The organism is Arthrobacter sp. MYb221 (assembly GCF_002979835.1).
Lineage (GTDB): Bacteria > Actinomycetota > Actinomycetes > Actinomycetales > Micrococcaceae > Glutamicibacter.
Genome location: NZ_PCPW01000003.1, coordinates 147,003 through 172,297, shown reverse-complemented (window position 1 = coordinate 172,297; position 25,295 = coordinate 147,003). Strand labels below are relative to the sequence as shown.

The 25,295-nt window shown below is 64.8% G+C and carries 27 protein-coding genes, 6 tRNA genes and 1 riboswitch; of the genes, 15 read left to right on the top strand and 18 right to left on the bottom strand.

Annotated features, from left to right (window positions below; all coding sequences use genetic code 11):
• Nucleotides 1–2: 2 nt before the first annotated feature.
• The 7 genes from CQ015_RS05355 to msrB all read right to left on the bottom strand — a co-directional run bounded on the left by CQ015_RS05355 (nucleotide 3) and on the right by msrB (nucleotide 7,121).
• Nucleotides 3–1,253 (bottom strand): acetyl-CoA C-acyltransferase, encoded by a 1,251-nt coding sequence (locus CQ015_RS05355; protein ID WP_105552369.1) that lies wholly within the window; start codon nucleotides 1,251–1,253, stop codon nucleotides 3–5.
• 147 nt (nucleotides 1,254–1,400) lie between these two features.
• A complete protein-coding gene (locus CQ015_RS05350) occupies nucleotides 1,401–2,618 on the bottom strand; it encodes a ribonuclease D (RefSeq protein ID WP_105649549.1) in 1,218 nt (405 codons plus the stop codon).
• A 34-nt stretch (nucleotides 2,619–2,652) separates the two neighbouring features.
• Entirely contained in the window at nucleotides 2,653–3,294 is a 642-nt protein-coding gene (locus CQ015_RS05345) for a DUF3000 domain-containing protein (protein ID WP_105552367.1), read from the bottom strand.
• A 55-nt stretch (nucleotides 3,295–3,349) separates the two neighbouring features.
• Nucleotides 3,350–4,411, bottom strand: coding sequence for a low specificity L-threonine aldolase (locus CQ015_RS05340; protein ID WP_105568897.1), 1,062 nt, complete (start codon nucleotides 4,409–4,411; stop codon nucleotides 3,350–3,352).
• 81 nt (nucleotides 4,412–4,492) lie between these two features.
• On the bottom strand, nucleotides 4,493–5,182 hold the full coding sequence (locus tag CQ015_RS05335) for an SDR family oxidoreductase (protein ID WP_181148233.1): 690 nt from the start codon (nucleotides 5,180–5,182) through the stop codon (nucleotides 4,493–4,495).
• 10 nt (nucleotides 5,183–5,192) lie between these two features.
• Nucleotides 5,193–6,566: a DUF6421 family protein gene (locus tag CQ015_RS05330; protein ID WP_105568899.1), complete on the bottom strand. Its 1,374-nt coding sequence runs from the start codon at nucleotides 6,564–6,566 to the stop codon at nucleotides 5,193–5,195.
• Between the two features lie 147 nt (nucleotides 6,567–6,713).
• Complete coding sequence (gene msrB / locus CQ015_RS05325; protein ID WP_096286355.1) at nucleotides 6,714–7,121, bottom strand: peptide-methionine (R)-S-oxide reductase MsrB; 408 nt, start codon at nucleotides 7,119–7,121, stop codon at nucleotides 6,714–6,716.
• Nucleotides 7,122–7,183: 62 nt separating this feature from the next.
• Here msrB and CQ015_RS05320 point away from each other — a divergent pair, with 62 nt between their 5' ends.
• On the top strand, nucleotides 7,184–8,401 hold the full coding sequence (locus CQ015_RS05320; protein ID WP_096286353.1) for a S9 family peptidase: 1,218 nt from the start codon (nucleotides 7,184–7,186) through the stop codon (nucleotides 8,399–8,401).
• On the opposite strand, the gene ybaK is transcribed toward CQ015_RS05320, so the two are convergent.
• The 3 genes from ybaK to CQ015_RS05305 are packed head-to-tail and all read right to left on the bottom strand — an operon-like array spanning nucleotide 8,392 to nucleotide 10,280.
• Nucleotides 8,392–8,898: a Cys-tRNA(Pro) deacylase gene (gene ybaK / locus CQ015_RS05315; RefSeq protein ID WP_105649548.1), complete on the bottom strand. Its 507-nt coding sequence runs from the start codon at nucleotides 8,896–8,898 to the stop codon at nucleotides 8,392–8,394. The two genes, CQ015_RS05320 and ybaK, sit on opposite strands and share 10 nt — an antisense overlap.
• Nucleotides 8,899–8,934: 36 nt before the next feature.
• Complete coding sequence (locus tag CQ015_RS05310) at nucleotides 8,935–9,369, bottom strand: SufE family protein (RefSeq protein WP_096286349.1); 435 nt, start codon at nucleotides 9,367–9,369, stop codon at nucleotides 8,935–8,937.
• Nucleotides 9,366–10,280 (bottom strand): sulfurtransferase, encoded by a 915-nt coding sequence (locus CQ015_RS05305; protein WP_096286347.1) that lies wholly within the window; start codon nucleotides 10,278–10,280, stop codon nucleotides 9,366–9,368. Before CQ015_RS05305 ends, CQ015_RS05310 begins: the two co-directional genes overlap by 4 nt.
• Before the next feature lie 215 nt (nucleotides 10,281–10,495).
• Between CQ015_RS05305 and zapE the strand changes: the two genes are divergently transcribed.
• Nucleotides 10,496–11,536, top strand: a complete 1,041-nt coding sequence (zapE, locus tag CQ015_RS05300) for a cell division protein ZapE (protein ID WP_096286345.1) — start codon at nucleotides 10,496–10,498, stop codon at nucleotides 11,534–11,536.
• A gap of 22 nt (nucleotides 11,537–11,558) precedes the next feature.
• Here zapE and CQ015_RS05295 read toward each other — a convergent pair whose 3' ends face one another.
• From CQ015_RS05295 to CQ015_RS05260, 8 genes are all read right to left on the bottom strand, one after another.
• On the bottom strand, nucleotides 11,559–12,746 hold the full coding sequence (locus tag CQ015_RS05295; RefSeq protein ID WP_181150359.1) for a benzoate/H(+) symporter BenE family transporter: 1,188 nt from the start codon (nucleotides 12,744–12,746) through the stop codon (nucleotides 11,559–11,561).
• A 146-nt stretch (nucleotides 12,747–12,892) separates the two neighbouring features.
• The gene (locus CQ015_RS05290) at nucleotides 12,893–13,114 is read right to left on the bottom strand and encodes an antitoxin (RefSeq protein ID WP_105552360.1); all 222 of its coding nucleotides are present in this window, start codon (nucleotides 13,112–13,114) and stop codon (nucleotides 12,893–12,895) included.
• Between the two features lie 163 nt (nucleotides 13,115–13,277).
• A tRNA-Gly gene (locus tag CQ015_RS05285) sits at nucleotides 13,278–13,353 on the bottom strand.
• A 28-nt stretch (nucleotides 13,354–13,381) separates the two neighbouring features.
• A tRNA-Val gene (locus CQ015_RS05280) sits at nucleotides 13,382–13,453 on the bottom strand.
• A 54-nt stretch (nucleotides 13,454–13,507) separates the two neighbouring features.
• A tRNA-Gly gene (locus CQ015_RS05275) sits at nucleotides 13,508–13,580 on the bottom strand.
• Between the two features lie 34 nt (nucleotides 13,581–13,614).
• Nucleotides 13,615–13,686, bottom strand: a tRNA-Val gene (locus tag CQ015_RS05270).
• A 23-nt stretch (nucleotides 13,687–13,709) separates the two neighbouring features.
• Nucleotides 13,710–13,780: transfer RNA gene (locus tag CQ015_RS05265), tRNA-Cys, on the bottom strand.
• A 55-nt stretch (nucleotides 13,781–13,835) separates the two neighbouring features.
• Nucleotides 13,836–13,908: transfer RNA gene (locus CQ015_RS05260), tRNA-Gly, on the bottom strand.
• Between the two features lie 194 nt (nucleotides 13,909–14,102).
• Between CQ015_RS05260 and CQ015_RS05255 the strand changes: the two genes are divergently transcribed.
• The 13 genes from CQ015_RS05255 to hisF all read left to right on the top strand — a co-directional run bounded on the left by CQ015_RS05255 (nucleotide 14,103) and on the right by hisF (nucleotide 25,285).
• Nucleotides 14,103–14,966 carry a PD-(D/E)XK nuclease family protein gene (locus CQ015_RS05255; protein ID WP_146114023.1) on the top strand — a complete coding sequence of 288 codons (864 nt, stop codon included), beginning with the start codon at nucleotides 14,103–14,105 and terminating at the stop codon, nucleotides 14,964–14,966.
• A gap of 72 nt (nucleotides 14,967–15,038) precedes the next feature.
• The gene (gene def, locus CQ015_RS05250) at nucleotides 15,039–15,602 is read left to right on the top strand and encodes a peptide deformylase (RefSeq protein WP_105552358.1); all 564 of its coding nucleotides are present in this window, start codon (nucleotides 15,039–15,041) and stop codon (nucleotides 15,600–15,602) included.
• Between the two features lie 3 nt (nucleotides 15,603–15,605).
• A complete protein-coding gene (gene fmt, locus CQ015_RS05245; RefSeq protein WP_105649545.1) occupies nucleotides 15,606–16,538 on the top strand; it encodes a methionyl-tRNA formyltransferase in 933 nt (310 codons plus the stop codon).
• The gene (locus CQ015_RS05240) at nucleotides 16,535–18,049 is read left to right on the top strand and encodes an RsmB/NOP family class I SAM-dependent RNA methyltransferase (protein WP_105649544.1); all 1,515 of its coding nucleotides are present in this window, start codon (nucleotides 16,535–16,537) and stop codon (nucleotides 18,047–18,049) included. Before fmt ends, CQ015_RS05240 begins: the two co-directional genes overlap by 4 nt.
• Nucleotides 18,050–18,090: 41 nt before the next feature.
• A complete protein-coding gene (rpe, locus tag CQ015_RS05235; RefSeq protein ID WP_105649543.1) occupies nucleotides 18,091–18,753 on the top strand; it encodes a ribulose-phosphate 3-epimerase in 663 nt (220 codons plus the stop codon).
• 32 nt (nucleotides 18,754–18,785) lie between these two features.
• Nucleotides 18,786–18,923, top strand: a riboswitch (FMN riboswitch).
• A 113-nt stretch (nucleotides 18,924–19,036) separates the two neighbouring features.
• Nucleotides 19,037–19,747: a nicotinamide riboside transporter PnuC gene (gene pnuC, locus CQ015_RS05230; protein ID WP_105552510.1), complete on the top strand. Its 711-nt coding sequence runs from the start codon at nucleotides 19,037–19,039 to the stop codon at nucleotides 19,745–19,747.
• The gene (gene ribD / locus CQ015_RS05225) at nucleotides 19,744–20,802 is read left to right on the top strand and encodes a bifunctional diaminohydroxyphosphoribosylaminopyrimidine deaminase/5-amino-6-(5-phosphoribosylamino)uracil reductase RibD (protein WP_105552354.1); all 1,059 of its coding nucleotides are present in this window, start codon (nucleotides 19,744–19,746) and stop codon (nucleotides 20,800–20,802) included. Before pnuC ends, ribD begins: the two co-directional genes overlap by 4 nt.
• A gap of 13 nt (nucleotides 20,803–20,815) precedes the next feature.
• Complete coding sequence (locus tag CQ015_RS05220) at nucleotides 20,816–21,439, top strand: riboflavin synthase (RefSeq protein ID WP_105568905.1); 624 nt, start codon at nucleotides 20,816–20,818, stop codon at nucleotides 21,437–21,439.
• On the top strand, nucleotides 21,439–22,662 hold the full coding sequence (gene ribB / locus CQ015_RS05215) for a 3,4-dihydroxy-2-butanone-4-phosphate synthase (RefSeq protein WP_105552352.1): 1,224 nt from the start codon (nucleotides 21,439–21,441) through the stop codon (nucleotides 22,660–22,662). The genes CQ015_RS05220 and ribB overlap by 1 nt, the downstream gene beginning before the upstream one ends.
• Nucleotides 22,663–22,692: 30 nt before the next feature.
• Nucleotides 22,693–23,193 carry a 6,7-dimethyl-8-ribityllumazine synthase gene (gene ribH / locus CQ015_RS05210; protein WP_105649542.1) on the top strand — a complete coding sequence of 167 codons (501 nt, stop codon included), beginning with the start codon at nucleotides 22,693–22,695 and terminating at the stop codon, nucleotides 23,191–23,193.
• A gap of 47 nt (nucleotides 23,194–23,240) precedes the next feature.
• Complete coding sequence (locus tag CQ015_RS05205; RefSeq protein WP_096285317.1) at nucleotides 23,241–23,504, top strand: phosphoribosyl-ATP diphosphatase; 264 nt, start codon at nucleotides 23,241–23,243, stop codon at nucleotides 23,502–23,504.
• 135 nt (nucleotides 23,505–23,639) lie between these two features.
• The gene (hisG, locus tag CQ015_RS05200) at nucleotides 23,640–24,488 is read left to right on the top strand and encodes an ATP phosphoribosyltransferase (protein ID WP_096285257.1); all 849 of its coding nucleotides are present in this window, start codon (nucleotides 23,640–23,642) and stop codon (nucleotides 24,486–24,488) included.
• Nucleotides 24,489–24,514: 26 nt separating this feature from the next.
• The gene (gene hisF, locus CQ015_RS05195) at nucleotides 24,515–25,285 is read left to right on the top strand and encodes an imidazole glycerol phosphate synthase subunit HisF (RefSeq protein ID WP_096285255.1); all 771 of its coding nucleotides are present in this window, start codon (nucleotides 24,515–24,517) and stop codon (nucleotides 25,283–25,285) included.
• The last annotated feature ends 10 nt before the right edge of the window (nucleotides 25,286–25,295 follow it).

Here is a 25,295-nt window from a genome sequence, read left to right as displayed (position 1 = left end):
CCCTAAGCCTTTGCGCCAAATTCTGCGTGGTTTGGATTCTCCCAAATCACCGTGCCACCCATGCCGAGGCCGATGCACATGGTGGTAATTCCGTAACGCACCGTGTGGTCCTCTTCGAACTGGCGGGCCAGCTGAGTCATCAGGCGCACGCCCGAGGAAGCCAGCGGGTGGCCAACGGCGATCGCCCCGCCGTAGCGGTTCACTCGCTCATCGTCTTGTGCGATGTTGTAGAAGTCGAGGAAGGAGAGCACCTGCACGGCGAAGGCCTCGTTGATTTCGAACAGTCCGATATCGGTGATGCTGAGGCCGGCCTTGGACAGCGCCTTTTCGGTGGCCGGAACGGGGCCGTATCCCATGACATCGGGCTCCACCCCGGCGAAGGCGAAGGAAACCATGCGCATCTTCGGGGTCAGACCCAGCTCACGCACCGCTGCGCCGCTGGCGAGCATAGCTGCGGTGGCCCCGTCGTTCAGTCCCGCCGCGTTGCCGGCGGTCACCCGGCCGTGGGCACGGAATGGGGTGCGCAGTTCGGCCAGCGATTCCAAGCTGGTGCCCGGCCGCGGTGGCTCGTCAACGGTGTTGACCGCCCAGCCTTCGCCCGGACGCTGCGCGGCGACCGCCACGAGATCCGGCTGGATCTGGTTGTTCTCATAGGCGCGAGCCAGTTTGTTTTGCGAGGCTACCGCGTAGCTGTCGGCGCGTTCCTTGGTGATTTCCGGAAAGCGGTCGTGCAGGTTCTCCGCGGTGTTGCCCATGTTCAGGGCCTGCGGGTCAACGATCTTCTCGGAGAGGAAGCGCGGGTTCGGATCCGCGCCCTCACCCATGGGGTGGTTCCCCATATGCTCGACGCCGCCGGCGATGGCCACGTCGTAGGAGCCGAAGGCGATGCCGCCGGCCAGCGAGGTCACCGCGGTCATGGCGCCCGCGCACATCCGGTCGATGGCGAATCCGGGCACCGACTTTGGGATTCCGGAGAGCAGGCCCACGGTGCGTCCGATGGTCAGTCCCTGGTCGCCGGTCTGGGTGGTGGCAGCCATGGCGATCTCATCGATCTTCTCGGCGGGTATTTCTGGGTTGCGGCGAAGGAGGCCACGTACGGCCTTGACCGCGAGGTCATCGGCGCGGGTGCCGTGGTAGATTCCCTTCTCGCCTGCCTTGCCGAAGGGGGTGCGTACCCCGTCGATGAAGACGACATCGCGGTCGTCGAGCGAGGTGTGCGCGTTTCCGGGCACGGTCGAGGTGTTGACACTCACCGTCGGGCTCCTTGGGGTAGTTTCAGGCTGCCCCGAGAGCCGGGGCAGTGGCCAGCATCACTGTGACCTGAACCATACGTTACTCATGAGTAACTTCAAGTGCAAGTGCTGGTTCCACCCTCCGGGCCCGGCTAGCGCTATTTTGCTCTAGCCGCGCAGCGCCTGGGCGAGTTTTGCGCTGAGCAGATCACGTTGCCAGGGGCGCGCACCGAGTTCTTCCAAAGCGGCATCGATCGATCCGGCGCTGTATATGGCCGGGGGATTCCAGCACAGCGCACGCAAGAACTTCGGGGTCAGAAGATTTTCTCCCGGAATGTTCCATTCTTCGCTGACTTCCGCAAGCACCTCTCGGGCAGCCGTCAGCCGGACCGCGGCCTGCGGGTTCTTCTCGCTCCACAGGCGCGCGTTCGGCAGTTCCGAACCGCCGGTTCGCAGGTCTGGGAGGTCCGTGGAATTTCGCCCGCGCTGCATCGCATCCAGCCAGCGCGGAGCGTCGCGCTTGGCGCTGCGTCCGTGGAAGCCGGAAATCTGCAGCAATGCGGGGACGCTGTTCGGCCGGTGGTCGACGGCGGCCATAATCGCAGAGTCTGGCAGCAAGCGGCCCGGAGCCACATCGCGGGACTGGGCCAGGGTCTCGCGGGACTGCCAGAGCTCACGCGCCACCGCGAGATTGCGCCGGTTTTTGATCTTATGGATTCCGGAGAGTTTGCGCCAGGCTTCCGGTGGGGCCACCGGGTCCGGCAGCTGGCGGACGTACTCGAATTCTTGGGCGGCGAATTCCAGCTTGCCCTGCTCCTCAAGCACCTCGGAAATCTTTTCGCGCAGTTCGAAGAGCACCTCGACGTCCAGCGCCGCGTAATTCAGCCAGGACTCCGGCAGCGGCCGGGTGGACCAGTCCACCGCCGAGTGTTCCTTGGCCAGCTGCAGTCCAAGCAGTTCGCCGACCATGGTGCCCAGGGCCACGCGGGGGAAACCCGCCAAGCGTCCGGCCAGTTCGGTATCGAACAGGCCGGTGGGGGAGAGTCCCGCGTCGTGCAGGCAGGGTAGATCTTGGGTGGCCGCGTGGAGGATCCACGGCAGCTCGTTCATGAGTTCCAGCAGCGGGTCCAGCGAGTCGAGGCTCTCCGGGTCGATCAGCCAGGTGCTTGCGCCTTCGCGGCGGATCTGGATGAGGAAGGCGCGTCGTCCATAGCGGAATCCACTGGAGCGTTCGGTATCGACGGCCAGGTCCCCGGTGCCGGCGCGTAGTGCGCGCACCGCTCGATTCAGCGCCGCCGCGGTGTTGATGACTTCCGGAATGCCGTCTCTTGGGGCGGTCAGTGGGGTCAGGGTTGGCTGGTCTGCGGCTGGCTCTGAAGTAGTCATGGTCCCTCTATTCTAGGACCGATGGCGCGAAGTTTTAGCTTAGGCGGCGATGCGGCAGCTGCTGCACGCCCTCGGGAAGCGGCGGCATGCCGGCAAAAGTGCACACCATATCGGCCCAGGCGCTCAGATGTGCCCCGAGCTCCTCGCTCTGCTGCGGGGTCCAAGAAGCGCGCAGTTCGATGTCGATATGGTCTTGCTCGCCTTCCAAATTGCCAAAGGACTCTGAGATGACCCGGGTGGCGGTGCCACCGGCAGAATGGTAGGAGGCCTGGCGTTCGCGCAAGGCATCTTCAAGCCAGCTCCAGGCAACCGAGGCAAGCATCGAGTCCTGGCCCATTTCGTGATCCAGGCGCGCCCGGATGTAGCTCACGACGCGGAACTGGCCGCCCCATAATTCCTGGCCTGCCGGGTCGAAGAGCAACACGAAGCGTCCGGTCGCCAGCGGGGCTTCGGGCTGCAAAAACGGGGTGCGCGAGTACTCCTGGCCGTGCTCTCCGTGGCCGGGCCCAGAGCCTTCCAGCACATCACCGCTGAGCGCCAAGGCGAACGGCGCCAGCCGCGCCGGAGCAGGGATTTCGGTGATCTTCAATTCCTTGCGAACGGCGGCATGCGAAAGTTCGCCCAGGGCCTTGGAAAACGCCGGTGGGATAGCTGCAGAAGCACGATCGTTGGTCACAGGTCGAGTCTAAAACGCGCCGCACCGCGGTAGCGGTACGGCGCGCCGAGACGGCTCAAGCTGCGCGGTAGGCAGCCAGCAGCTCGCGAAGTTTTGCGGTGAATGCGCTGACATCTTCCTCGGTGGTGTCGAAGGAGCACATCCAACGCACGTGACCTGCTGCGCGGTCCCAATCGTAGAAGCGGAAGTGCTCACGCAGCTGATCGGATACCTCGGTAGGCAACTGCGCGAAAACCCCGTTGGCCTGGGCCGGGTAAACCAGCTCTACGCCGTCGAGCTCTTCCACGGCGGAAGCCAACTTCGCAGCCATCGCATTCGAATGCCCGGCCAATTCGCGCCACAGCCCGGTCCCGTAGAGTTCGAGCAATTGCGCTGAGATGAAACGCATCTTGCTGCCGAGCTGCATGTTCATCTTGCGCAGGTACTTGAGATCTTGGGCCAACGCGGGATCAAGGGTCAAGATCCCTTCGCCAAGCAGCAACCCGTTCTTGGTGCCGCCGAGCGAGACGATGTCGACCCCGACGTCGGTGGTCAGCTCCCGCAACTCCACACCGAGCGCGGCGGCGGCATTGCCCAAGCGTGAACCGTCCAGGTGAACCTTCATGCCCAGTTTGTGGGCGTGCTCGGTGATGGCTCGAATTTCATCCGGGGTGTAGATCGTGCCTAATTCGGTGCCCTGGGTGATCGACACCGCCAGCGGCTGTGCCCGGTGCTCATCGCCCCAACCCCAGGCCTCCTGATCGATCAGTTCGGCGGTGAGCTTGCCATCGGCCGAGTCGACCTGCAACAGCTTAAAACCGCCGATGCGTTCCGGCGCGCCATTCTCGTCGACATTGATATGCGCGGTGCTCGCGCAGATCACCGCACCCCAGCGGGGCAGCAAGGACTGCAGGGCGGTGACATTTGCGCCGGTGCCGTTGAAGACCGGGAAGATCGCGGCCTGCGCACCGAACAGTTCTCCCGCCATCGCGTCCAGCGCGGCGGTGTATTCGTCATCGCCGTAGGCGCTCTGGTGCCCGCCATTGGCGCGGGCAATTGCCTGGAGGATGCGTGGGTGCACGCCGGAGTAGTTATCGGAGGCGAATCCGCGCACCGCAGGGTCGTGGCTAAAAGTCATGAGATTTTTGGTCCTTCGTAATGGTGCTGAGCAGGTGATGTGCCCAGTGGAAAACGCTACACCAGCAGCGCCAAATCGCGCTTAGGCCTGGGCCAGCGGTAGTCGCTGTCCGTTGTGCTCGAGCGCCGCGGCGTCCAGAAGCTGCACCGCTGCCTGCGCGACGGTGTCGACGGAGGTATGCCCTGTCGGAATCTCACCGGCAGACTTGTCGCTCAGTGCCTTGACAACCCAACTCACGGCGGCTGCCTGCGGGGCCTGCTTGCTAAATAGCCGGGCGATCGCATTGATCCAGTGCTCGGCGGCGGCCTTCACCGCGCCGTAGTTCGCGTTCGACGGGGTCGGATTCGTCACCGCCTGGGCGCTGATGATGGCCAGCCGGCCGGCCTCCGAAGCCACCAGGTCATCAACGAAGGCGCGGGTGGTGTTGCGCAGCGTGGTCAACACGTTGGTGTGCAAGAAGTCCCAGTCGGAGTCTGTCTGCCCGGTGATCGACTTGCCGCCGCGCCAGCCGCCGACCAGATGCAGCAGCACATCGATCTGGCCGTGCTGCGCATGGACCTTCTCGGCCAGGTCATCGACGGCTTGGCGGTCGGCCAGGTCGCATTCGTAGCGTGCGGTGGCGAAGCCAAGGCGTTCGTCCAGGCGTGCGGCGTTGCTGCCGACCACCAGCACGCGCGCCCCGGCGTTGAGGAGTTGGCGGGCCGTTGCGACCCCGGCGGCCGAGGTGGCCCCGGCGATCAGCACCAGCTGATTGTTCTGTACTTTGCTCACGGTATCGATCCTAGATGCTGGTGGCGCCGGTCATGCCGCGGGTGGACTCGATCACCGCCGCCATTTTCTTGTTCAACGCCTCGTAGAACATCGACAGGGGGAACTCATCGTCCAGCACCTGGTCGGTGATTTCGCGCAGTGGCGCGGTCAGCGGCAAGGCTTCGGGACCCTTGGCCCACGCCGAGGCCGGGTTCGGGGTGACGGTGGCAGAGACCAGCTCATAGGCCGCCAGCCAATGGGCGAGCTTCGGGCGGTCGATGGACTTCCAGTACAGTTCGTCGATCGCTTCCCCCAAGGCCGCAACCACCTCGGGCACCTGATCCCAGTCGATGCTCAGCTTGGTGTCGGTCCAGTGCAGGACGTGGTGCTGGTGCATCCAGGCGAAGAGCAGCTGCCCGCCCAGCCCGTCGTAGTTGCGCACCCGCGAGCCGGTAATCGCGAAGCGGAAGATCCGGTCGAAGATGACCGCGTACTGCACCAGCTTCGCGGTCTGTGCTGCCTTCGGATCGCTTGCCGGGTCCGCGGCGATCTTCATGGATTCGCGGAAAGCCGTCAGGTCGCAGCGCAGCTCTTCGAGCGAGTAGAGGAAGAACGGCATGCGCTGCTTGATCATGAATGGGTCGAAGGGCAGGTCCCCGCGCATGTGCGTGCGATCGTGGATCAGGTCCCACATGATGAAGGTTTCTTCGGTCAGCTGCTGGTCGGTGAGCAACTGCGCCGCATCGGCGGGCAGCTGCAGGTTGGTGATCGCCGCGGCTTCCTTGAGCACCTTGCGGAAGCGGGCCGCCTCGCGGTCCTGGAAGATGGCGCCCCAGGTGAAGGAGGGAGTTTCGCGGATGGCGACCGATTCGGGGAAGAGCACCGCGGAATTGGTATCGTAGCCGGCGGTGAAATCGATGAAGCGCAGCGGCACGAACAGCGCGTTGGAGTAGCTGCCCGCCTCCAGCTGCGCGATGAAGTCAGGCCACATGACCTGCACCAGCACGGCTTCGAGGTGCCGGTTGGTCGAACCGTTCTGCGTGTACATCGGGAAGAGCACCAGGTGCAGGAGCCCGTCTTCACGCTGGGTCTGCGGCTGGAATTCGAGCAGCGCATCCAAGAAGTCCGGCGCGCCGAAGCCGCTGGCCTCCCACTTTTTCAGATCTGCGACCAGCGCCTGCAGGTAGTTCGCGTCATGGGCGAAATGCGGCAGCAGGTCATCGATGGCCTCGACGATGGTGCCGATCAGTTCGCCCGCGCGTGGCTGCATCGCGGCCTCGGCGAGGGAGCCGTCCTTGGACTGCAGCGTCTGGAATTCACTGGCAGACGCCTTCAGTGCCAGCCATGCCTCGTGGGTGGCGAGCATCTGTGCGGTTGCCTGTGGGCTGTGGGAGATCTGGGTCATCGTGGGGCACCTCTTCAAGTTCTTTGGTCGTTTGCGTTGCTTAGCTATCACGCTACGCCCAAAGAACAGAATTAGTGTTGCTCAGCCAATCATGACTAAGCATTCCTAATGCTTAGTGTGAGGTGCGACCCACGACGGTCAGAGCTTTTAGCCCTCCGTTTCCCGCAGGGTCAGGCTCAACGAATTCATGCAGAAGCGCAGGTCCGTCGGCGTCTTGAAGCCTTCCCCCTCGAACACGTGGCCCATATGCGAATCGCAATTCGCGCAACGCACCTCAACGCGTTTCATGCCCATCGACTCGTCGGTTATGTAGCGCACCCGATCCTCGGCCAGCGGCGCATAAAATGAGGGCCACCCGCAGCTGGCATCGAACTTCGTGCTGCTGGCGAACAGCTCCGCCCCGCAGGCGCGGCAGGCATACACGCCCTCGGTCGTGGTATCCCAGTATTCACCCGTAAAGGGTCGTTCGGTTCCGGCCTGGCGCAAGACATGGAACTCCTGCGGGGAGAGGATCTGCTGCCAGTCGATTTCGGTCTTCTTCGATTCTTCGCTCATACTGATGCAAACGAATTGCGTCGCGAGATGATTCCCGAGACCGCATTTGAGAGTATGGAATCATGGCCCGGAACATTGTTGAAACCTTAGAACCGCGCAAAACGGTGCCCGCGACGCTGATCGGCGTGGGCCTAGGCGTTGCCGCCGGCTCGTTGCTGGCCGCGAGCGTTTCCGCGCTGGCCGGGTATTTTGCCCGGCGCGTGGTCACTCCCGAAGAACGCCGCACCGGCAACGCGGTGATCCGCGAGATCGTGACCGACGCGGAAGGCCAGCTTTGGCTGCACTTCCTGAAGGATGCCGACACCGCCGATCCCGGCGGGTGCACGCTGATCTCCGAAGCCGATACCTGTGCCGCCCGGCTCTCGGCACCCCGCGCGGTGCCCGGCAAACCGCGGCTGATCGCCCGCAAGCTGGAGCATATCTACCGCGGGAGCCTGGACGGGGTGCGCCGCGGCTACCTCTCCGGGGCGATCTACGAACATCCCGAAGACCTCGGCATCGCCGCGCAAGATATCGAACTGGCGCTGGAAGGCGGCCCGGGACCGGCCTGGCTGGTGCCGGGCACCAGCCACAAGAACCTCTGGGTGATCGGGGTGCACGGGCGCGGGGCACGGCGCAACGAAACCATCCGCGCGCTGCCGGTGCTCACCGAGATCGGCGCCACGGTCCTGCTGATGAGCTACCGCAATGACGGGCTCGCCCCGAATGCGGCCGATGGCCGCTATGGGCTGGGGGATACCGAATGGCACGACGTGCAAACCGCCGTGCATTACGCCCGCGAGCACGGGGCCACGCAGATCGTCTTGCTCGGCTGGTCCATGGGCGGGGCGATCAGCCTGCAAACCGCGGACCGCTCCGAGCTGGCCCAGTGCATCGATTCGCTGATGCTCGTCGGCCCGGTGATCAACTGGGTGGACGTGATCTCCCACCAGGCGCGGCTCAATAAGATCCCGCAGACGGTGGGGCTCTTTGCCGGCTGGCTGCTGACCAACCGGGCCGGGCGCTGGGTCACCGGGCTCGCGGCGCCGGTGAACCTCAAGCGGCTGAATTGGGTGGAGCGGGCCAGCGAACTGAAGCACCCGACGCTGATCATGCACAGCCAGGACGACCAATTCGTCCCCTACGGACCTAGCCTGAAACTGGCTGCGCTGCGCCCGGACCTGGTCACCCTGCGGGTCTTCTCCGGGGCCGGGCATACCCGCGAGCCCAATAGCGACCCACAGGGATTTGCCGCCGCGATCCGCGAATTCCTCACCGAACGCCTGGCCGCTCAGCGCTGAGTGGAGATCGGCGCCAGCAGCGCGCCGAGGACCTTCACCGCATCCTGCGGGCGCAGCTGCAGGCTGAAGCCGCGCCGCCCGCCGGAAATGAAGATGCTCTCGAACCGCTGCGCACCGGCATCGAGCACGGTCGGCGAGCTCTGCCGCTGGCCGAAGGGGGAAATCCCGCCGAGCACATAGCCCGAACGGCGCTGCGCGGCCGCCTTATCGGCCATCTGCGCCTTCTTCTTGCCCAGCGCCGCGCCGACCGCCTTCAGATCCAAGGCCGCATCCACCGGCACGATCGCCACCGCCAACTCCAAGCTGGCATTCGCGCCGGTGGAGACCATCAGCGTTTTGAACACCCGATCCCCGCCGACGCCCAGCGCCGCGGCGGCCTGCGCGCCATAGCCCTCGGCCGAATCGCCCGGGCTGTAGCTGTGCGCCACATAGCTGATGCCCGCCGCGTCCAGCGCGAGCGTTGCCGGGGTGGAGGCCCCCTTCGATTTCTTCGCCATTTTCCTGTCTTTCGCTGCGCGCCGAGCCCCGCGCGGCTACGCGGCCAGCTGCTCGGAGACCTGGCGCTTGATCCGGGCGAGCATCGCGGTCATCCCACGCATCCGCAACGGCGACAACGCCCGGGACAGGCCCAGCAGCGCCGGCATATCCTCGGGAACCGCCAGGATCTCGGCGGCCGGGCAGCCATCCAGGCCGGCGGCCAGCACCGAGGCGAACCCGCGGGTGGTCGGCGCCTCCGGCGGCGCGGAGAAGAACAGGTTCACCACCCGGTCGGCGTCCACCTCGACGATCAGGAACAGCGGCGACTGGCACTCCACCACCTGCTCGAACAGTTCCGGGTGCTCGGCCAGACGCGTTGGCAGCTCGGGCAGCTCGCGGGAGAAGTCCAGCAGCAGTTCCAGCCGATCGGCCTCCGGGACCTCGGTGAACTCCTCGACGATCTCGGCCAGCGCCGGAGTCAGCGCGCTCATGCGCGGGCCCCGCGCTTGGCAGGTAGTGCGCCGCCAGCTTCGCCGCGAACGATCGGCACGCCCACCGCGTTGCCCCACTCGGTCCACGAACCGTCATAGTTGCGCACGGTCTCAAAGCCCAGCAGGTGCTTGAGCACGAACCAGGTGTGGCTCGAACGCTCACCGATGCGGCAGTACGCAACCACCTCATCGCCCGGCTTCAAGCCGGCCTCGTCCAGGTAGATGGCTTCCAGCTCCGCGCGCGGCTTGAAGGTGCCATCGGCCGCCGCGGCCCTGCCCCAAGGCACCGAGGCGGCGGTCGGGATATGCCCGCCACGCATTGCGCCCTCTTCGGGGTAGTTGGGCATGTGGGTGCGTTCGCCGGTGTATTCCTCCGGGGAGCGCACGTCGATCAGCGGGTTGCCCAGGTGCTCCAGGACCTGCGGCAGGTAGGCGCGAATCACCGAATCGTCGCGTTCGACCACCGGGTAGTCGGTGGCCACCACCGCGGGCTTGCCGGTGGAAAGCTCCCGGCCCTCGGCGATCCACTTATCGCGGCCGCCATCGAGCAGGCGCACGTCTTCGTGGCCGAAGAGGGTGAAGACCCACAAGGCGTAGGCAGCCCACCAGTTGGACTTGTCGCCGTAGAGCACCACCGTGGTCTCGCGGCCAATGCCCTTCGCCGACATCAGCGCGGCAAAGTCCTCGCCTTCGACGTAGTCGCGGGTGACCTCATCGTTCAGCTCGGTGAACCAATCGATCTTCAGGGCGCCGGGGATATGGCCGGTGGAGTACAGCAAGATGTCTTCGTTGGATTCGAGCACCACCAGGTTCTCGGCCCCCAGATTCTCGGCCAGCCAACCGGTGGAGACCAGCCGTTCGGGGTGGGCATACTGTGCGTAACTTGGGTTGTGCTCAACAGGCAGCGACATGCGCGATCACGTTCCTCATAGTTCGGTTTCCGGCCGACGCGCGAAGCGGCGGCCGCATTCTCACCTTCTAGCCTAGTCCCCGTGGCTGCGCATTCGTGTGGGGTGCGACATTCTTCTCCATTTTCGCGCCCCCGCCAAGGTAAACTGGCCGATGGGCCAAGGCAGCGGCCCCGCATCATCACCCGCACGCCAACCTAAAGGACACCTTCGAACGCATGGCCAAGATCATCCACCTGACACAGACCACACCGAACCTTTCGGTCGATGAACTGCTGGCCGGCTTCCACCCGTCCTACCGTTTCGGCGAGGTGTCCTTCGATACCTACCGCCCGGACCCGAACCAGCCCTCGCAGGCCGAAGCGGTCACCAAGTTGAGCAACTTCGCCCAAACCGTGGGCAAGAACAACGGCGGCGGCCTGTTCTCCAAGCTCTTCGGCAAGAAAACGGCCACCAAGAACGGCTACTACCTCGACGGCGGCTTCGGGGTGGGCAAAACCCACCTGCTCGCCTCGCTCTGGCATGCCAGCCCCGGCCCGAAGGCCTTCGGCACCTTCGTGGAATACACCAACCTGGTCGGCGCGCTTTCCTTCCGCCGCACCGTCGACGTGCTCAGCGAGTACAAGCTGGTGTGCATCGATGAATTCGAGCTCGACGACCCGGGGGACACCGTGCTGATGTCCCGGCTGATGCGCGAGCTCTCCGATGCCGGAGTGAAGCTCGCCGCCACCTCCAACACCCTGCCCGGGGCGCTGGGCGAGGGCCGCTTCGCCGCGGTCGACTTCCAGCGCGAAATAAAGACCCTCTCCGAGCAGTTCGACGTGCACCGCGTGGACGGGGTGGATTTCCGCCACCGTGGCCTGCCCGATGCGCCGGCGCCGTTGGAAGACGAGACCATCGAGGACTTCGCGGCCGAACGCTATGCGGATCAGACCCTCGCGGTTGATGACTTCGCCGAGCTGGTCGCCCACCTGCACAAGGTCCACCCCTCGCGCTACCGCCAGCTGCTGGCGGAAACCGACGCGCTGGTGCTGCACAATGTGGACACCATCACCGATCAGTCGGTGGCGCTGCGCTTCGTGGTGCTCGCGGACCGGCTGTATGACAAGGACGTGCCGATCATCGCCTCGGGCAAGCCGTTCAGCGAGCTGTTCACCGACGAAATGATGTCCGGCGGCTACCAGAAGAAGTACTACCGCGCGGTCTCCCGGCTGACCGCCCTGGCCCGCGAGGGGCAGGCCGGCGAGCCGGCCCTCTAGGCCTAGCGCAGCGCCAGCAACTTCATCGTCGAGCCTCGCGCTCGACGATGAAGTGCGTTAACAGCCCGGCCACCAGCGCCCAAAATGCGCCGCCGATTCCGAAGAGCGTGAGATTGCCGGCAGCCACCAGGACGGTGACCAGTGCGCTCAGCCGCCAGGACGGATCGGCCACCGCCCCGAGGAGCGAATTGCCCAGCGTGGCCAGCAGGGCCAAGCCCGCCGCCGCCTGGAACAGCCCCTCCGGAGAGGCGCTGGCCACGGAGACGATCAGCGCGCTGAGCGCCGCGAAAATGAGATAGAACACCCCGGAACTGGTGGCCGCCCGCCAGCGCCGCGAGGCGTCCGCTCCGGCCTGCTCGCCCGCCGCGAGCGCCGCGGTAATCGCCGCCAGATTAATTGCATGCCCGCCAAAGAAGGCGCCGAGCGAGGAACCTGCCCCGGTGACCAGCATCGAGGAGCGCCACGGCAACGCATAGCCGAAGGACCCGAGCACCGCGACCCCCGGAATATTCTGCGAGGCCATGGTCACGATGAACAGCGGCACGCTGATGCTCGCGATCGCCTGCCAGGAGAATTCGGGGGAGACCCACTGCAGGTGCGGCAGCAGCTCAAGCTGGCCCCACAAGCCGGTGCGTGCGATATGCCACAGCCCGAAGCCGAGCGCGGCCAGCATGCTCAGCGCGACGGCGAACTTGGGCAGCAGCCGCAGCCCGAGGAAAAACACCAGCAGGATTCCCAGCGCCGGGACCGGAATCGTGCCCAGGGCGGTAAAAGGCGTCAGGCACAGCGGAATCAGCACGCCGGCGAGCATGCCTTGCGCGATCGGCACCGGAATGCGCGTGAGCAGCCGATGCAGCACCGGAACCAGCCCGGAGAGCATGATCATCACGCCGCCGACGATGAACGCGCCCACCGCCTGGGCAAAGCCGAAGGCCCCGGGAGCCAGCGCCGCGAGCATCGCCGCACCGGGGGTGGACCACGCAACGCTGATCGGCACGCGGTGGCGCAAGGACAGCACGATGGTGCTCAGGCCCACGCACAGGCAGAGGATCAGCAAACCGGAGGCCGCCTGCCCAACGGTTGCGCCTACCTGGAATAACCCCGCCAGCACCACCGCGAAGGATGCAACAAATCCCACCATGGTGGTGATCAAACCGGCGATGATCGCCTGGGCTATGCCATCGGCCTGAGTCGCAGTGCTTCGAGTCATACTCATTTTCTACAGGCTGCGGCTACCCCTGCGGTAATCGCCGCACGTCACGGCCCGAAGATGACGTTAAAACAAGAAAGGCACCGACCAGCGGTCGGTGCCTTTCCAAGATGCTCGGGCAAGGCCAAAGCACAATCACAAGGGGATTAGCCCTGGTTGTTCTCGCCTTCGTTTTCCTCGGCGTTGCCACCGAGTCCACCTAGGAAGTCTCCGGCGCCCTGCTGGACCCCGTCAACCTGATCAGCGAACTTGCCACCGGTCTTGTCGTCGACAAAGTCGCCGGCCTTTTCGATGCCTTCTGAAACCTGATCCGGGTTCTGCTTCGCGAATTCCTCTGCCTTGCCACGCAGATCATCAAATCCTGCCATGCTGCACCTCCATTCGACGGTGGGAACCCCTTTTAGCTCCACAACTGCTCTCCACACTAAAGCGAAACGGCCGCGCAGGGAAGTGTTGGAGCAATCCCGGGCGTGTTGTTCATCTGGAAGTTAAACAAAAATGGGAATCACTTGGAGTGATTCCCATTTTTTATGGAGCGGTCAACGAGGTTCGAACTCGCGACCTCAACCTTGGCAAGGTTGCGCTCTACCAGCTGAGCTATGACCGCATGAATACCAGTAAAAACCAATATCCAGTGCGCGATACTGGGATCGAACCAGTGACCTCTTCCGTGTCAGGGAAGCGCGCTACCGCTGCGCCAATCGCGCCGAAGGATTCCGAAGAATCTCGACAGAAAACAAAGTAAAACTCTGATTTCTCAGAGCGGACAACGAGGTTCGAACTCGCGACCTCAACCTTGGCAAGGTTGCGCTCTACCAGCTGAGCTATGTCCGCATATTTGAGTCTTGATCCGAAAACCAAAACTCCGTGCGCGATACTGGGATCGAACCAGTGACCTCTTCCGTGTCAGGGAAGCGCGCTACCGCTGCGCCAATCGCGCAAAAAGATTTTTACCTCTTTGCGAGGTGGGGACGGGATTCGAACCCGCGTAAACGGCTTTGCAGGCCGCTGCCTCGCCTCTCGGCCACCCCACCATACTCGGCCGAAGCCGAGCTGACTAATGTTACTTAGTCGATGAATCTTTCTGCGAGCGGACAACGAGGTTCGAACTCGCGACCTCAACCTTGGCAAGGTTGCGCTCTACCAGCTGAGCTATGTCCGCAAAAAGTGCTTGTTTTCGCGCCGTTTCCGTTCGCTCCAACGAGTAAAAACTCTATACGAGTTTCCGCAAGCTGCCAAATCGAGAGCGTGAGATCTGGTTCACAAGCCCGGAAACCCGCGGAACTACGCGGAAAATTAGTTATTCTCGTGCGGACTAGGAGCAAAGCGTCCGCGGCCCGTGCCATGATCGTGTGCATGACGTCACCAAAACTTGCGATTCAAACCGATCTAGGACGAATGTACAGCCGTCAGGTGGGAGGAGAAGCCACGGTCCCGTCGATCACCACGGTGATCGGGATGGACAAGATGGATCTTTCTGGCTGGGCCGGATATATGGCCGCCAAGTCCCTATCCGAAGATCAGCGTTTGTCCGATGCGTTGTCGCAACCGGGCAAGATGCGTTCGCTGGTGCGCGACTCCGCGGCCGCCGCAGAACGCTACCGCGATGCCGCCGCCGAACGCGGGGACCGCGTGCATAACTACGCAGAGCACTTTGCGTTGCGCGCGCTGGGCAAGCCCGATGAACTAGCTGCCGTGCGCTCGGCCCTCGAGGCCAACGACGAGCTGGGCTTCGCGACGCACTTCGAAAAATGGTGGGAACAGTACCAGGTGGAACCGCTGGCAACCGAGGTGACCGTCTGGAACGAAAGCGTAGGTTATGCCGGAACCATCGACCTGGTCGCCCGCATCGGAGGGAAGGTGTGCCTGCTGGACTACAAGACGAAGGGCAGCGATCGCGAGGGATTGGTGAAAACCCCGGACGACAAGGTCATCATGCAGCTCGCTGCCGCGGCCAAAGCCGAAGAGCGTGTAGCGGACGCCGAGACGGGCAGCTGGGAGCCGTGGCCCTACGGCACCGATTCGATGCTGCTCGCGGTGGCCCTCGGGCAGAGCGGTACCCGGACTTTCATGGCGCCACCGGCCGCCTTGCCCGATTATTGGTCCAAGTTCTATGCGCTGCGCCGCAATTGGGAGGCGCAGTTCAAAATCTCCAAGGCACGAGCCGCGCTGGTCGAGATCACCCCGCCACCTCATGCCTCGGGGCCCGTGGCACCGTAGACTGGTGTGGTTAGTGTCGGTCCGCCCGAGACTGAGCGATAGTTGACCAACCGAGAGGGAGCCACACGTACCATGGCGATTTTGGGAATTCGGATCATCGGCGATCCCGTTCTACGCACACCAGCGCAGGAGGTGACCGAGTTTGGACCGGAAATTCAAAAACTGGTCGACGACATGGAGCAGACCATGGAAAACGTTGACGGTGCAGGCCTCGCCGCGCCCCAGGTCGGGGTCTCGCTGCGCGTGTTCACCTACCAAATTGGCAAGGAACGCGGACATATCATCAACCCGGTGCTCGAACTGAGCGAGGACTTCCAGCCCGACGAAATCGAAGGGTGCCTCTCGATCCCGGGTATTTCCGCTCCGGTGCCGCGCCGCCGCCAGGTGGTTGCCAGCGGCGTGGACAAGTTCGGAAAACCGGTCCGCATCGCCGGCGAAGGGATGCTGGCGCGCTGCGTGCAGCATGAGACCGATCACCTCGACGGCATCCTCTTCCTGGATCGCTTGGCCCCCGAGGAGAAGAAGGCCGCCTGGCGCACCTTGCGTGCCGGCAACTACGAACAGACCGCCACCGCCACCGTGGCGCAACGCGCAGGATTCCTCGGATCCAGCTTCGGCGCCGGAATGGGGAACTAACCCATGCGCATCCTCTTCGCCGGCACCCCGCAGGTCGCCGTCACCTCGCTGGACCACCTGCACGCCGCCGGTTTTGACATCGCCGCCGTGCTGACCCGCCCCGACGCCCCGCTGGGACGCAAACGCGTGCTCACCGCCTCGCCGGTCGCCGCCCGCGCCGAGCAGCTGGGCCTGCGCACCATCAAGTCGAATAAGATCGACGCCGAGGTCACCGGGCAGCTGGCCGAGCTCAACCTGGACGCCGCCGCCATCGTCGCCTTCGGCGGGCTGGTTCCGGCCGCCGCGCTGAACGTGCCCAAACACGGTTGGATCAACCTGCACTTCTCGCTGTTGCCCGATTGGCGTGGCGCCGCCCCGGTGCAGCACTCGATCATCCACGGCGATGACATCACCGGCGCGGTGACCTTCCAACTGGAAACCGGGCTGGATACCGGCCCGGTGTTCGGGCAGGTCACCGAGCGGATCGGCGAGCTGGACACCGCCGGGATCATGCTCGATCGGCTCAGCGAATCCGGTTCCACCTTGCTGGTGCAGACCCTGCAGGCGCTTGATGCGGGTCAAGCGGTGGCGATACCGCAAAGCGGATCGCACACCTATGCGCCGAAAATTACCGACGTCGACGCGCAGTTGGACTTCACCCGCACGGCCACCGAAATCCGTCGCCGCGCCCATGGCACCAGCCCCTTTCCGGGCGCCTGGGCCACCGCGGATGAGGCACGCTACAAATTCGGCCCGCTGCGTGAGCGGCGCGAGATGGCCGAGCTGGCACCCGGCGAGGTGCACATCGAACCGGGCAAGCACCCGGTGGTTTATGTGGGCACCAGCACCTGGGCGCTGGAACTTTCAACCATCCAGCCGCCAGGCAAAAAAATGATGAACGCCTCCGACTGGGCTCGCGGCGTATTGACCCAGGGAACGAAAGTGAGCTTCGCATGAGCGGGCACGAACCAGTAAACGAACCACGACGCAATGAATCCGGCCGCACCCGCAACCGCGGCCAGGGCGACCGCCCGCGCAAGTACAGCCAGTCCGCCCCCGGCCAGCGCAAGCGTGCGGCCGATCCGGCCCGGCTGGTGGCTTTCAAGGTATTGCGCGAGGTCTCCGCCAAGGACGCCTACGCCAACCTGGTCCTGCCCAAGCTGATCCGCGAGCACCAGCTGGAAAAGCGCGATGCGGGATTCGCCACCGAACTTGCCTACGGCGCACTGCGCTCCCAGGGCTTCTACGACGCAATCCTCACCACCTTGGTGGACCGGCCGCTGGCCGAGCTGGACCCGGCGATCCTCGACGCCCTGCGCCTGGGCGCCCACCAGCTGCTGGCCATGCGCGTGCCCAAGCACGCCGCGCTCGATGAGACCGTCTCGCTGGCCCGCGCGCAGATCGGCGCCGGGCCCTCCGGGCTGATCAACGCGGTGCTGCGCAAGGTGAGCGTGAAGGAACCCGAAGAGTGGATCGCGCTGCTGACCGCCGCAGCTGGCAGCGCGTCCGAAAAGCTGTCGATCGAGCATTCCCACCCGGACTGGATCGTCCGCGCCCTGCGCGGCGCGCTCATCGCCGACGGACGGGATGCCGCGGAGCTGCCCGAGCTGCTCCAAGCAGATAACCTGGCTCCGGTGGTCAACCTGGTCGCGCTGCCCGGGCTGGGCACCCTGGAATCGGCCCTCGAAGCCGGCGCCGAGCCGGGCACCGTGGTCGAGGCCTCGGCCACCTACAAGCACGGGGACGTGGCCCGGGTGCCCGGAGTGCGCGAAGGGACCGTGCGCGTGCAGGATGCCGGAAGCCAGCTCATGGCCCGCGCGCTGGCCGCGGTGGAACTCCCGGTGGACGGCGAAGACAAGTACTGGCTGGATCTGTGCGCCGGCCCCGGCGGCAAGGCCGCGCTGCTCGGCGCGCTCGCGGTGCAACGCGACGCGCGGCTCACGGCGAACGAACCCACCGAACACCGTGCACGGCTGGTCGAGCAGTCGATGTCCGCGGTCCCCGCGGACTACTGGATGGTCACCACCAAGGACGGCCGCGAGTTCGGCACCGCCGACTTCGCCGGGGACTACGACCGGATCATGGTCGATGCCCCCTGCTCCGGGCTCGGTGCGCTGCGCCGCCGCCCGGAATCGCGCTGGCGCAAGCAGCCACGGGACATCCCGGAGCTGACCAGCCTGCAGGGCGAACTGCTTGCCGCCGCCTTCAACGCGGTCCGCGTCGGCGGGGTCATCGGATTTGTGACCTGCTCGCCGCATATGGCCGAAACCCGGCTGGTGGTCGAAGATTTCCTGAAGTCGAACCCCGCCGCCACGCTGCTGGACACCGGGGCCGCGGTGTCCGCCGTGGCCCTGGATGGCACTCCCGCCGCCGGGCACGAGCTGGCCGGCGGCAGCACCGCCCAGCTGTGGCCGCATATCCACGGCACCGACGCCATGTTCATGGCGATCATCACCAAAAGCGCGTAGCCCGCGCGCCGGAATCCAGCGCCCACCCCCAAGGAGCACCGATGAGCAACCCGCGTATTAATCCGTCGATCTTGTCCGCCGACTTCGCGAACCTGGCCAGCGAACTGGCGCGCATCCACACCGCCGACGCGGTGCACGTGGACGTGATGGACAATCACTTCGTGCCGAACCTGACCCTCGGGCTGCCCGTGGTCGATGCGCTTGAAAAGGTCAGCGACCTGCCCATCGACGTGCACCTGATGATCGAAGACGCCGATCGCTGGGCCCCGGAATACGCCCAGCTGGGGGTGGACTCGGTCACCTTCCACGCCGAGGCCTCCGCGGCGCCGATCCGCCTGGCCCGCGAACTGCGCGCGGCTGGTTCGAAGGCGGCGATGGCCCTGCGCCCGGCCACCGCCATCGAACCGTACCTGGATATGCTCGGCGAGCTGGACATGGTGCTGCTGATGACCGTGGAGCCGGGCTTCGGCGGGCAGAAGTTCCTCGACCTGGTGCTGCCCAAGATCAAGCGCACCCGTGCGGCCATCGCCGGAACCGGCAAGCCGATCGCGCTCCAGGTGGATGGGGGCATCTCGCGGGATACGATTCTGCGCGCCGCCGAAGCCGGAGCGGACGTGTTTGTCGCCGGTTCGGCCGTCTACTCCGCGCCGGAACCGGCGGCGGAAATCGACGCATTAAGAAATCTTGCACGCATCGCGCATTAAAATATGCCAAACTAGTCACTAGTAAACACGAATACGTGCTCCGGGGTCGGTGTAAGTCCGAACCGGCGGTTATAGTCCGCGACCCGCAACCAAGGCCACAAGCCAAGGAAGCGGTTGAGCCGGTGAAATTCCGGTACCGACAGTTAAAGTCTGGATGGGAGAAGCACGGGTTTGATTTGCCATGGCCTAGCCAACCGTTCCGCTCGAGCGAGCCGAACGAACGCCTGGCCATAGGCCCATCAACTGCACACCCCCGGAGCCGCCGCTTCGAGAAGGGTGAATGATGGATATTCTGCGGTGGCTCATTGAAGCTTTTAACTCACAAATTGCGATCGGCTCCTCGGCACTTCTGGTGCGCGAAGTCGTCGGCAATATCTTTGGCCTAGCCAGTGCGCTAGGCGGCATGCGCCGCAAGGTCTGGGCCTGGCCCGTCGGCATTGTCGGCAACCTGCTGCTCCTGACGGTCTTTTTGGGCAGCATCTTCGACACCGGCTACACCGCCAACCTATGGGGCCAAGCCGGACGCCAGATCATGTTCATCGCCGTGTCATTCTATGGCTGGGTGCGCTGGAAGCAGGCCCGCGACGGGGTTGACGGCGGCCACGCGGTCACCCCGAAATGGGCCACGACCAATGAACGCATTGGCTTGATCGCCGTGCTCATCGTCGGCACCATCGCGGTGACCCCGCTGTTCCGGATGCTCGGATCCTACGATCCGGTGTGGGCCGACGCGTGGACCTTCGTCGGTTCGCTGCTGGCCACCTATGGCATGGCCAAGGGCTGGGTCGAATTCTGGCTCATCTGGGTGGCCGTGGACGCGGTCGGCGTGCCGCTGCTCTTCTCCGCCGGCTACTACGCCAGCGCCTTCATGTACCTGTTCTACGGCGGCTTCACCATCGTCGGCTTCTTCGTCTGGATGAAGGCGAAAAAGGGCGAAAAGCCGCAGATCGAAACCGAAATGCTAGATCCTACGATCAAAGGAAAGCAGCCATGATCGGGCAGAGCGAATTGGACCAGGCGCTGCGCACCGCGCTGGAAGCGGCGCAACGCGGAGCCCGCGGCGCAAATCCGCTGGTCGGCGCGTGTGTGCTCGACGGGGCCGGGCGCGTGATCGCCACCGGATTCCACCTGGGCGCCGGCAACCCGCACGCGGAGATCGATGCGCTGCGCCGGCTGGGCCGCATGGACCGCAGCCAGGCGGCGGAGCTGACCATGGTGGTCACCCTGGAGCCATGCAACCACCGCGGGCGCACCGGCCCCTGCGCGCAGGCCATCGCCAACGCCGGCATCGGGCAGGTGCATTACGCGATGAGCGATGAAACCGCCACCGCCAGCGGGGGAGCGGACTACCTGCGCTCGCGCGGGGTCGCCGTCAGCCAGAGCGAGCAGCATCTGGCCGCCTGGGAGTTGAATCACCGCTGGTTCCGCGCCAAGGCGCAGGGCCGTCCGTTCATCACCGTGAAAACCGCGCAGTCCCTGGACGGGCGGATCAACGCCCCCGACGGCAGCAGCCAGTGGATCACCGGAGACGCCTCGCGCAACCACGCCCATGGGCTGCGCTCCCGGGTGGACGCGATCGTCGTGGGCACGAATACCGTGATCGCCGACGACCCGCGGCTGACCGCGCGCACCGCCGCCGGGGGACTGCACGAGCACCAGCCCTACCGATTTGTGCTGGGCCACCGGGCGCTGCCCGAGGACCTGGCGCTGGCCTACGATGATCGTTGGGAGCAGCTGCGCACCCACGAGGTCAACGACCTGGTCAACCGCGCCACCGAACTGGGCTTCAACCACCTGCTCATCGAGGGAGGTTCGATCATCGCCTCGGCATTTATCGAGGCCGACCTGGCCGATGAGATCTACTGCTACCAGGCACCGGTGATCATCGGCGCCGGCGGCACCTCGGTGAATATCGGCTCGGTGACCACCCTGTCCCAGGCCCGCCAGTTCAGGCTCGACGCCCACCAACCCGACGCGCTCACCCGCCTCGGCGCGGACGTGCTGATGCATCTGGAACCGTTGCCCGAGCGCACATCCCACACACTTTAAAGGACCCCAAAAAATGTTTACCGGAATTATCACCGGCACCGGCACGGTGCTGGGCATCGAGAACCACCCGAACGAAGATCTTGCCGTGCTCACCTTGAAGGCACCGGGCCATACCGAGGCGCTGGGCCTCGGCGGCTCGCTGGCGGTCAACGGCGTCTGCCTGACCGCCACCGAACTGGAGGGCGAAACCCTGAGCGTGGACGTGATGGGCGAGACCCTGCGCCGCACCAGCACCGGGGAGCTGCGCGCCGGCTCGATCGTGAACCTGGAGCGCTGCACCCCGGCCGGCGGCCGGCTCGACGGCCACGTCGTCCAGGGCCACGTTGATACCGTCGGCACGGTGCTGGCCCGCGAAGATCACGGCCAGTGGACCACCTTCCGCATCGGGCTGCCCGATGAATACGCCCCGCTCACCGCGGAAAAGGGCTCCATCGCGCTGGACGGCATCTCGCTGACCATCACCGCGGTCTCCGCGGCAACCGCCACCGGAGCCCACTGGGTGGAGGTCGGCATCATCCCGATCACGCTGGAGGAGACGACCATGGGTTCCCGCCAGGTCGGCGACGCCATCAATATCGAGGTGGACGTGCTCGCAAAATACGTGGCCCGGCTGAACGCGTTTGGAGGCGGCAAGTAATGGCCCGCAAGGAACTGGACTCGATCCCCACCGCCCTGGCCGCCCTGGCCGCGGGCAAGGCTGTGGTCGTGGTGGACGATGAAGACCGCGAAAACGAGGGCGACATCATCTTCGCCGCGCAATTCGCCACCGCCGAGCTGATGGGCTTCACCATCCGCTACACCTCAGGGGTCATCTGCGTGCCGCTGGAGGCCCAGCGCGCCGACGAGCTGGGCCTGGCCCCGATGGTCGGCATCAACCAGGATTCCAAGGGCACCGCGTTCACCGTCTCCTGCGACGCGGTCAGCGGAATCAGCACCGGAATTTCCGCCGCCGACCGGGCCGTCACCTCCCGGCTGCTGGCGGACCCCGCCGCCGAGGCGGCACAGCTCAGCCGCCCGGGGCACATCTTCCCGCTGCGTGCCGCCGCCGGAGGCGTGCTGGAGCGCCGCGGACACACCGAAGCCGCGGTGGATCTCTGCCGCGGTGCGGGCCTGGAGCCGGTGGGCGTGATCGGCGAGATCGTCAACGACGACGGCTCGATGATGCGCCTCGATGATCTGCGTGACTTCGCCGCGGCCCACGATCTGCCGCTGGTCAGCATCGAGGACCTCGCCCGTTGGCGCCGGGTCAACGACGAAATCTCGCTGACCGAAGCCGTTTCGCTGCCCACCCCCTTTGGCACCTTCAGCGCCCGGGCCGCCAGCGTGGAGGGCCACGAGCACATCGTGCTCAGCCACCCGGCGCCCACGCTGGAGGGGGCCACGAATCTGGTGCGCATCCACTCCGAATGCCTCACCGGCGACGTTTTCGGGTCCTACCGTTGCGATTGCGGCGAACAGCTGCATGCGGCGCTGGAGCAGATCGCCGCCGAGGGCGGGCACCTGGTGTACGTGCGCGGCCACGAGGGCCGCGGCATCGGCTTGTTCAACAAGCTGCGCACCTACGCGCTGCAGGAAACCGGCGTGGACACCCTCGACGCGAACCTCCACCTGGGCTTCCCCGCCGACGCGCGCGAGTACTTCGCGGTCGCCGCGATCCTGAAGCACCTGGGGATCGATGAGATCCGCCTGTTGAGCAACAACCCGGACAAGCAGGCCAAGCTCGCCCAGGCCGGGGTGGCGGTGACCGAATTGGTGCCCAGCCGAATCGCACCACGCAGCGAAAACGAAAGCTACCTGCGCACCAAGCAGGCCCGGTTCGGCCATGACCTGCAACTGCCGAACACCAAAACTAGCTTCTAGAACAGCAACGCAAACCTTAAGGAATATCACATGAGCAAGCATGGAGCCCCGACAAATGTCGCCGATGAGCTCAAGGCGCTGAACTTGTCGGGACTGAAAGTCGCGATCGTTGCCGCCAGCTGGCACGAGATCATCATGAACGGCCTCATCGACGGCGCGCAGCGAGCCGCGCGCGACGCGGGGATCGAGAATCCGAGCCTGATCCGCGTGCCCGGCACCTTCGAACTCCCGGTGGCCGCAAGCGCGCTGGCTAAGTCCTACGATGCGATCATCGCCCTCGGCGTGGTGATTCGCGGCGGGACCCCGCACTTCGACTATGTCTGCCTGGCCGCCACGAACGGGCTGACCGACGTTTCGGTGAACACCGGCGTACCTGTCGGATTCGGCGTGCTCACCTGCGACGACGAGCAGCAGGCGCTGGACCGCGCAGGCCTGGAAGGTTCCAGCGAGGATAAGGGCTACGAAGCCTTCTCGGCCGCTGTGATGACCGTCGCAGCGCTACGCCAATGGCCGCTTGGGACGTCACAATAGGCATGGAAAATTCGGGCACCAGCCGGAAAAACGCTAGTCTTGTAGACGTGAAAACTTTTGACGAGCTCTTCAGCGAACTGTCGCTCAAGGCCCAAACCCGCCCGGAAGGCTCTCGTACCATCACCGAACTTGATTCCGGTGTCCACGGCATCGGCAAGAAAGTTGTCGAGGAGGCCGCCGAAGTTTGGATGGCCGCCGAGTACGAAAGTGACGAGGAAACAGCCGAGGAGATCTCCCAGCTGCTCTACCACTTGCAGGTTTTGATGATTGCCAAGGGTCTGTCCTTGGCCGACGTTTACAAGCATCTATAGCCGTCGCGCTGCTGCGACCGGGTCATCGCACCCGGTCGCAGGCACCGCTCGGCGGCAGTAACAACGGCCAATTAAATCCTTGGCGCTTGTTTTTGGCTTATCGCCCGGCGCCACACTCATGAAACGAGTAAATAAATGCTTCGCGTAGCCCTGCCCAACAAAGGCGCCCTCTCCGAAATCGCCTCCACCATGTTCAAGGAAGCCGGCTATCTCCAGCGCCGCGACACCCGCGAACTGGTTCTGGTCGATGAAGAGAACAACGTTGAATTCTTCTACCTGCGTCCGCGCGATATCGCCGTCTATGTAGGCCGCGGCATCCTTGACGTCGGAATCACCGGTCGTGACCTGTACCTCGATGCAGATGTCGACGACGATGTCGAGGAGCAGCTATCCCTTGGCATCGGCAAGTCCGCTTTCCGCTTTGCTGCCCCGGTCGGAGCGTTCAACTCCGTCGAAGAGCTCAACGGCAAGCGCATCGCCACCAGCTATGACATTCTTCTGGACCACTACCTGAAGAAGCAGGGGATCGATGCGAGCGTCGTCCGCCTGGATGGTGCGGTTGAGTCCTCTGTGCGTCTCGGTGTGGCCGATGCGATCGCCGATGTGGTCGAAACCGGAAACACCATCAAGGCCGCCGGCATGGAAATCTTCGGCGATGTGCTGCTCCAGTCGGAAGCGGTGCTCATCGGACGAGTCGGCCACAAGCCGGCCGGTCTTGACCTGCTGATCCGCCGCTTGTCCGGCGTGCTGGTCGCCCGCCAGTACGTCATGCTCGACTATGACATTCGCCGCGTTCAGGTCGAAGAGGCCTGCGCGCTGACTCCCGGGCTGGAATCGCCGACCGTTTCCGACCTGGCGAACTCGGACTGGTGCGCCGTGCGCGCCATGGTGAAGAAGTCGCAAACCAACAACATCATGGATGAGCTGTACGACGTTGGCGCTCGCGCGATTCTGGTCAGCCAGATCCACGCCTGCCGCATCTAGTTACGCCACCCTAGGAGATTCAGCTCATGAGCGTAGCAATCCGTGTTATTCCATGCCTCGACGTCGATGCCGGACGCGTCGTCAAGGGAGTTAATTTCGAAGGCCTTCGCGATGCCGGGGACCCGGTGGAACTTGCCCGGCGTTACAACTTGGCCGGTGCCGATGAACTCACCTTCCTCGACGTGACCGCTTCCAGCTCGGACCGGGAGACGACCTTCGAGGTCGTTCGCCATACGGCCGAAGAGGTTTTCATCCCATTGACCGTTGGCGGCGGCGTGCGCGCGGCGGAGGATGTCGATCGCCTGCTGCGCAATGGCGCAGACAAGGCATCGATCAACACCGCGGCGGTGGCTCGGCCAGACGTGATCAACGAGATTACCGAACGCTTCGGTTCGCAGGTCTTGGTGCTTTCCCTGGACGCCCGTCGGACCAACGATCCGTCGATCGCCTCGGGCTATGAGGTCACCACCCATGGTGGCCGCACGGGCACCGGCATGTGCGCGGTTGCGTGGGCCAAGGATGCAGCCGAACGTGGCGTGGGCGAGATCCTGCTGAACTCGATCGATGCCGACGGCACCAAGGACGGGTTCGATCTGGAAATGATTCGCGCCGTCCGCGCGGCCGTGAAGGTTCCGCTAATCGCCTCCGGCGGTGCAGGAAAGCCGGAGGACTTCCCGCCGGCAATCGAAGCCGGAGCCGATGCGGTGTTGGCTGCTTCGATCTTCCACTTCGGTCCCACCGACATGATCGCTAAGGTCAAGGAGAAGATCCGCGAAGCGGGCTATCCGGTACGCTAGGTATTAAACA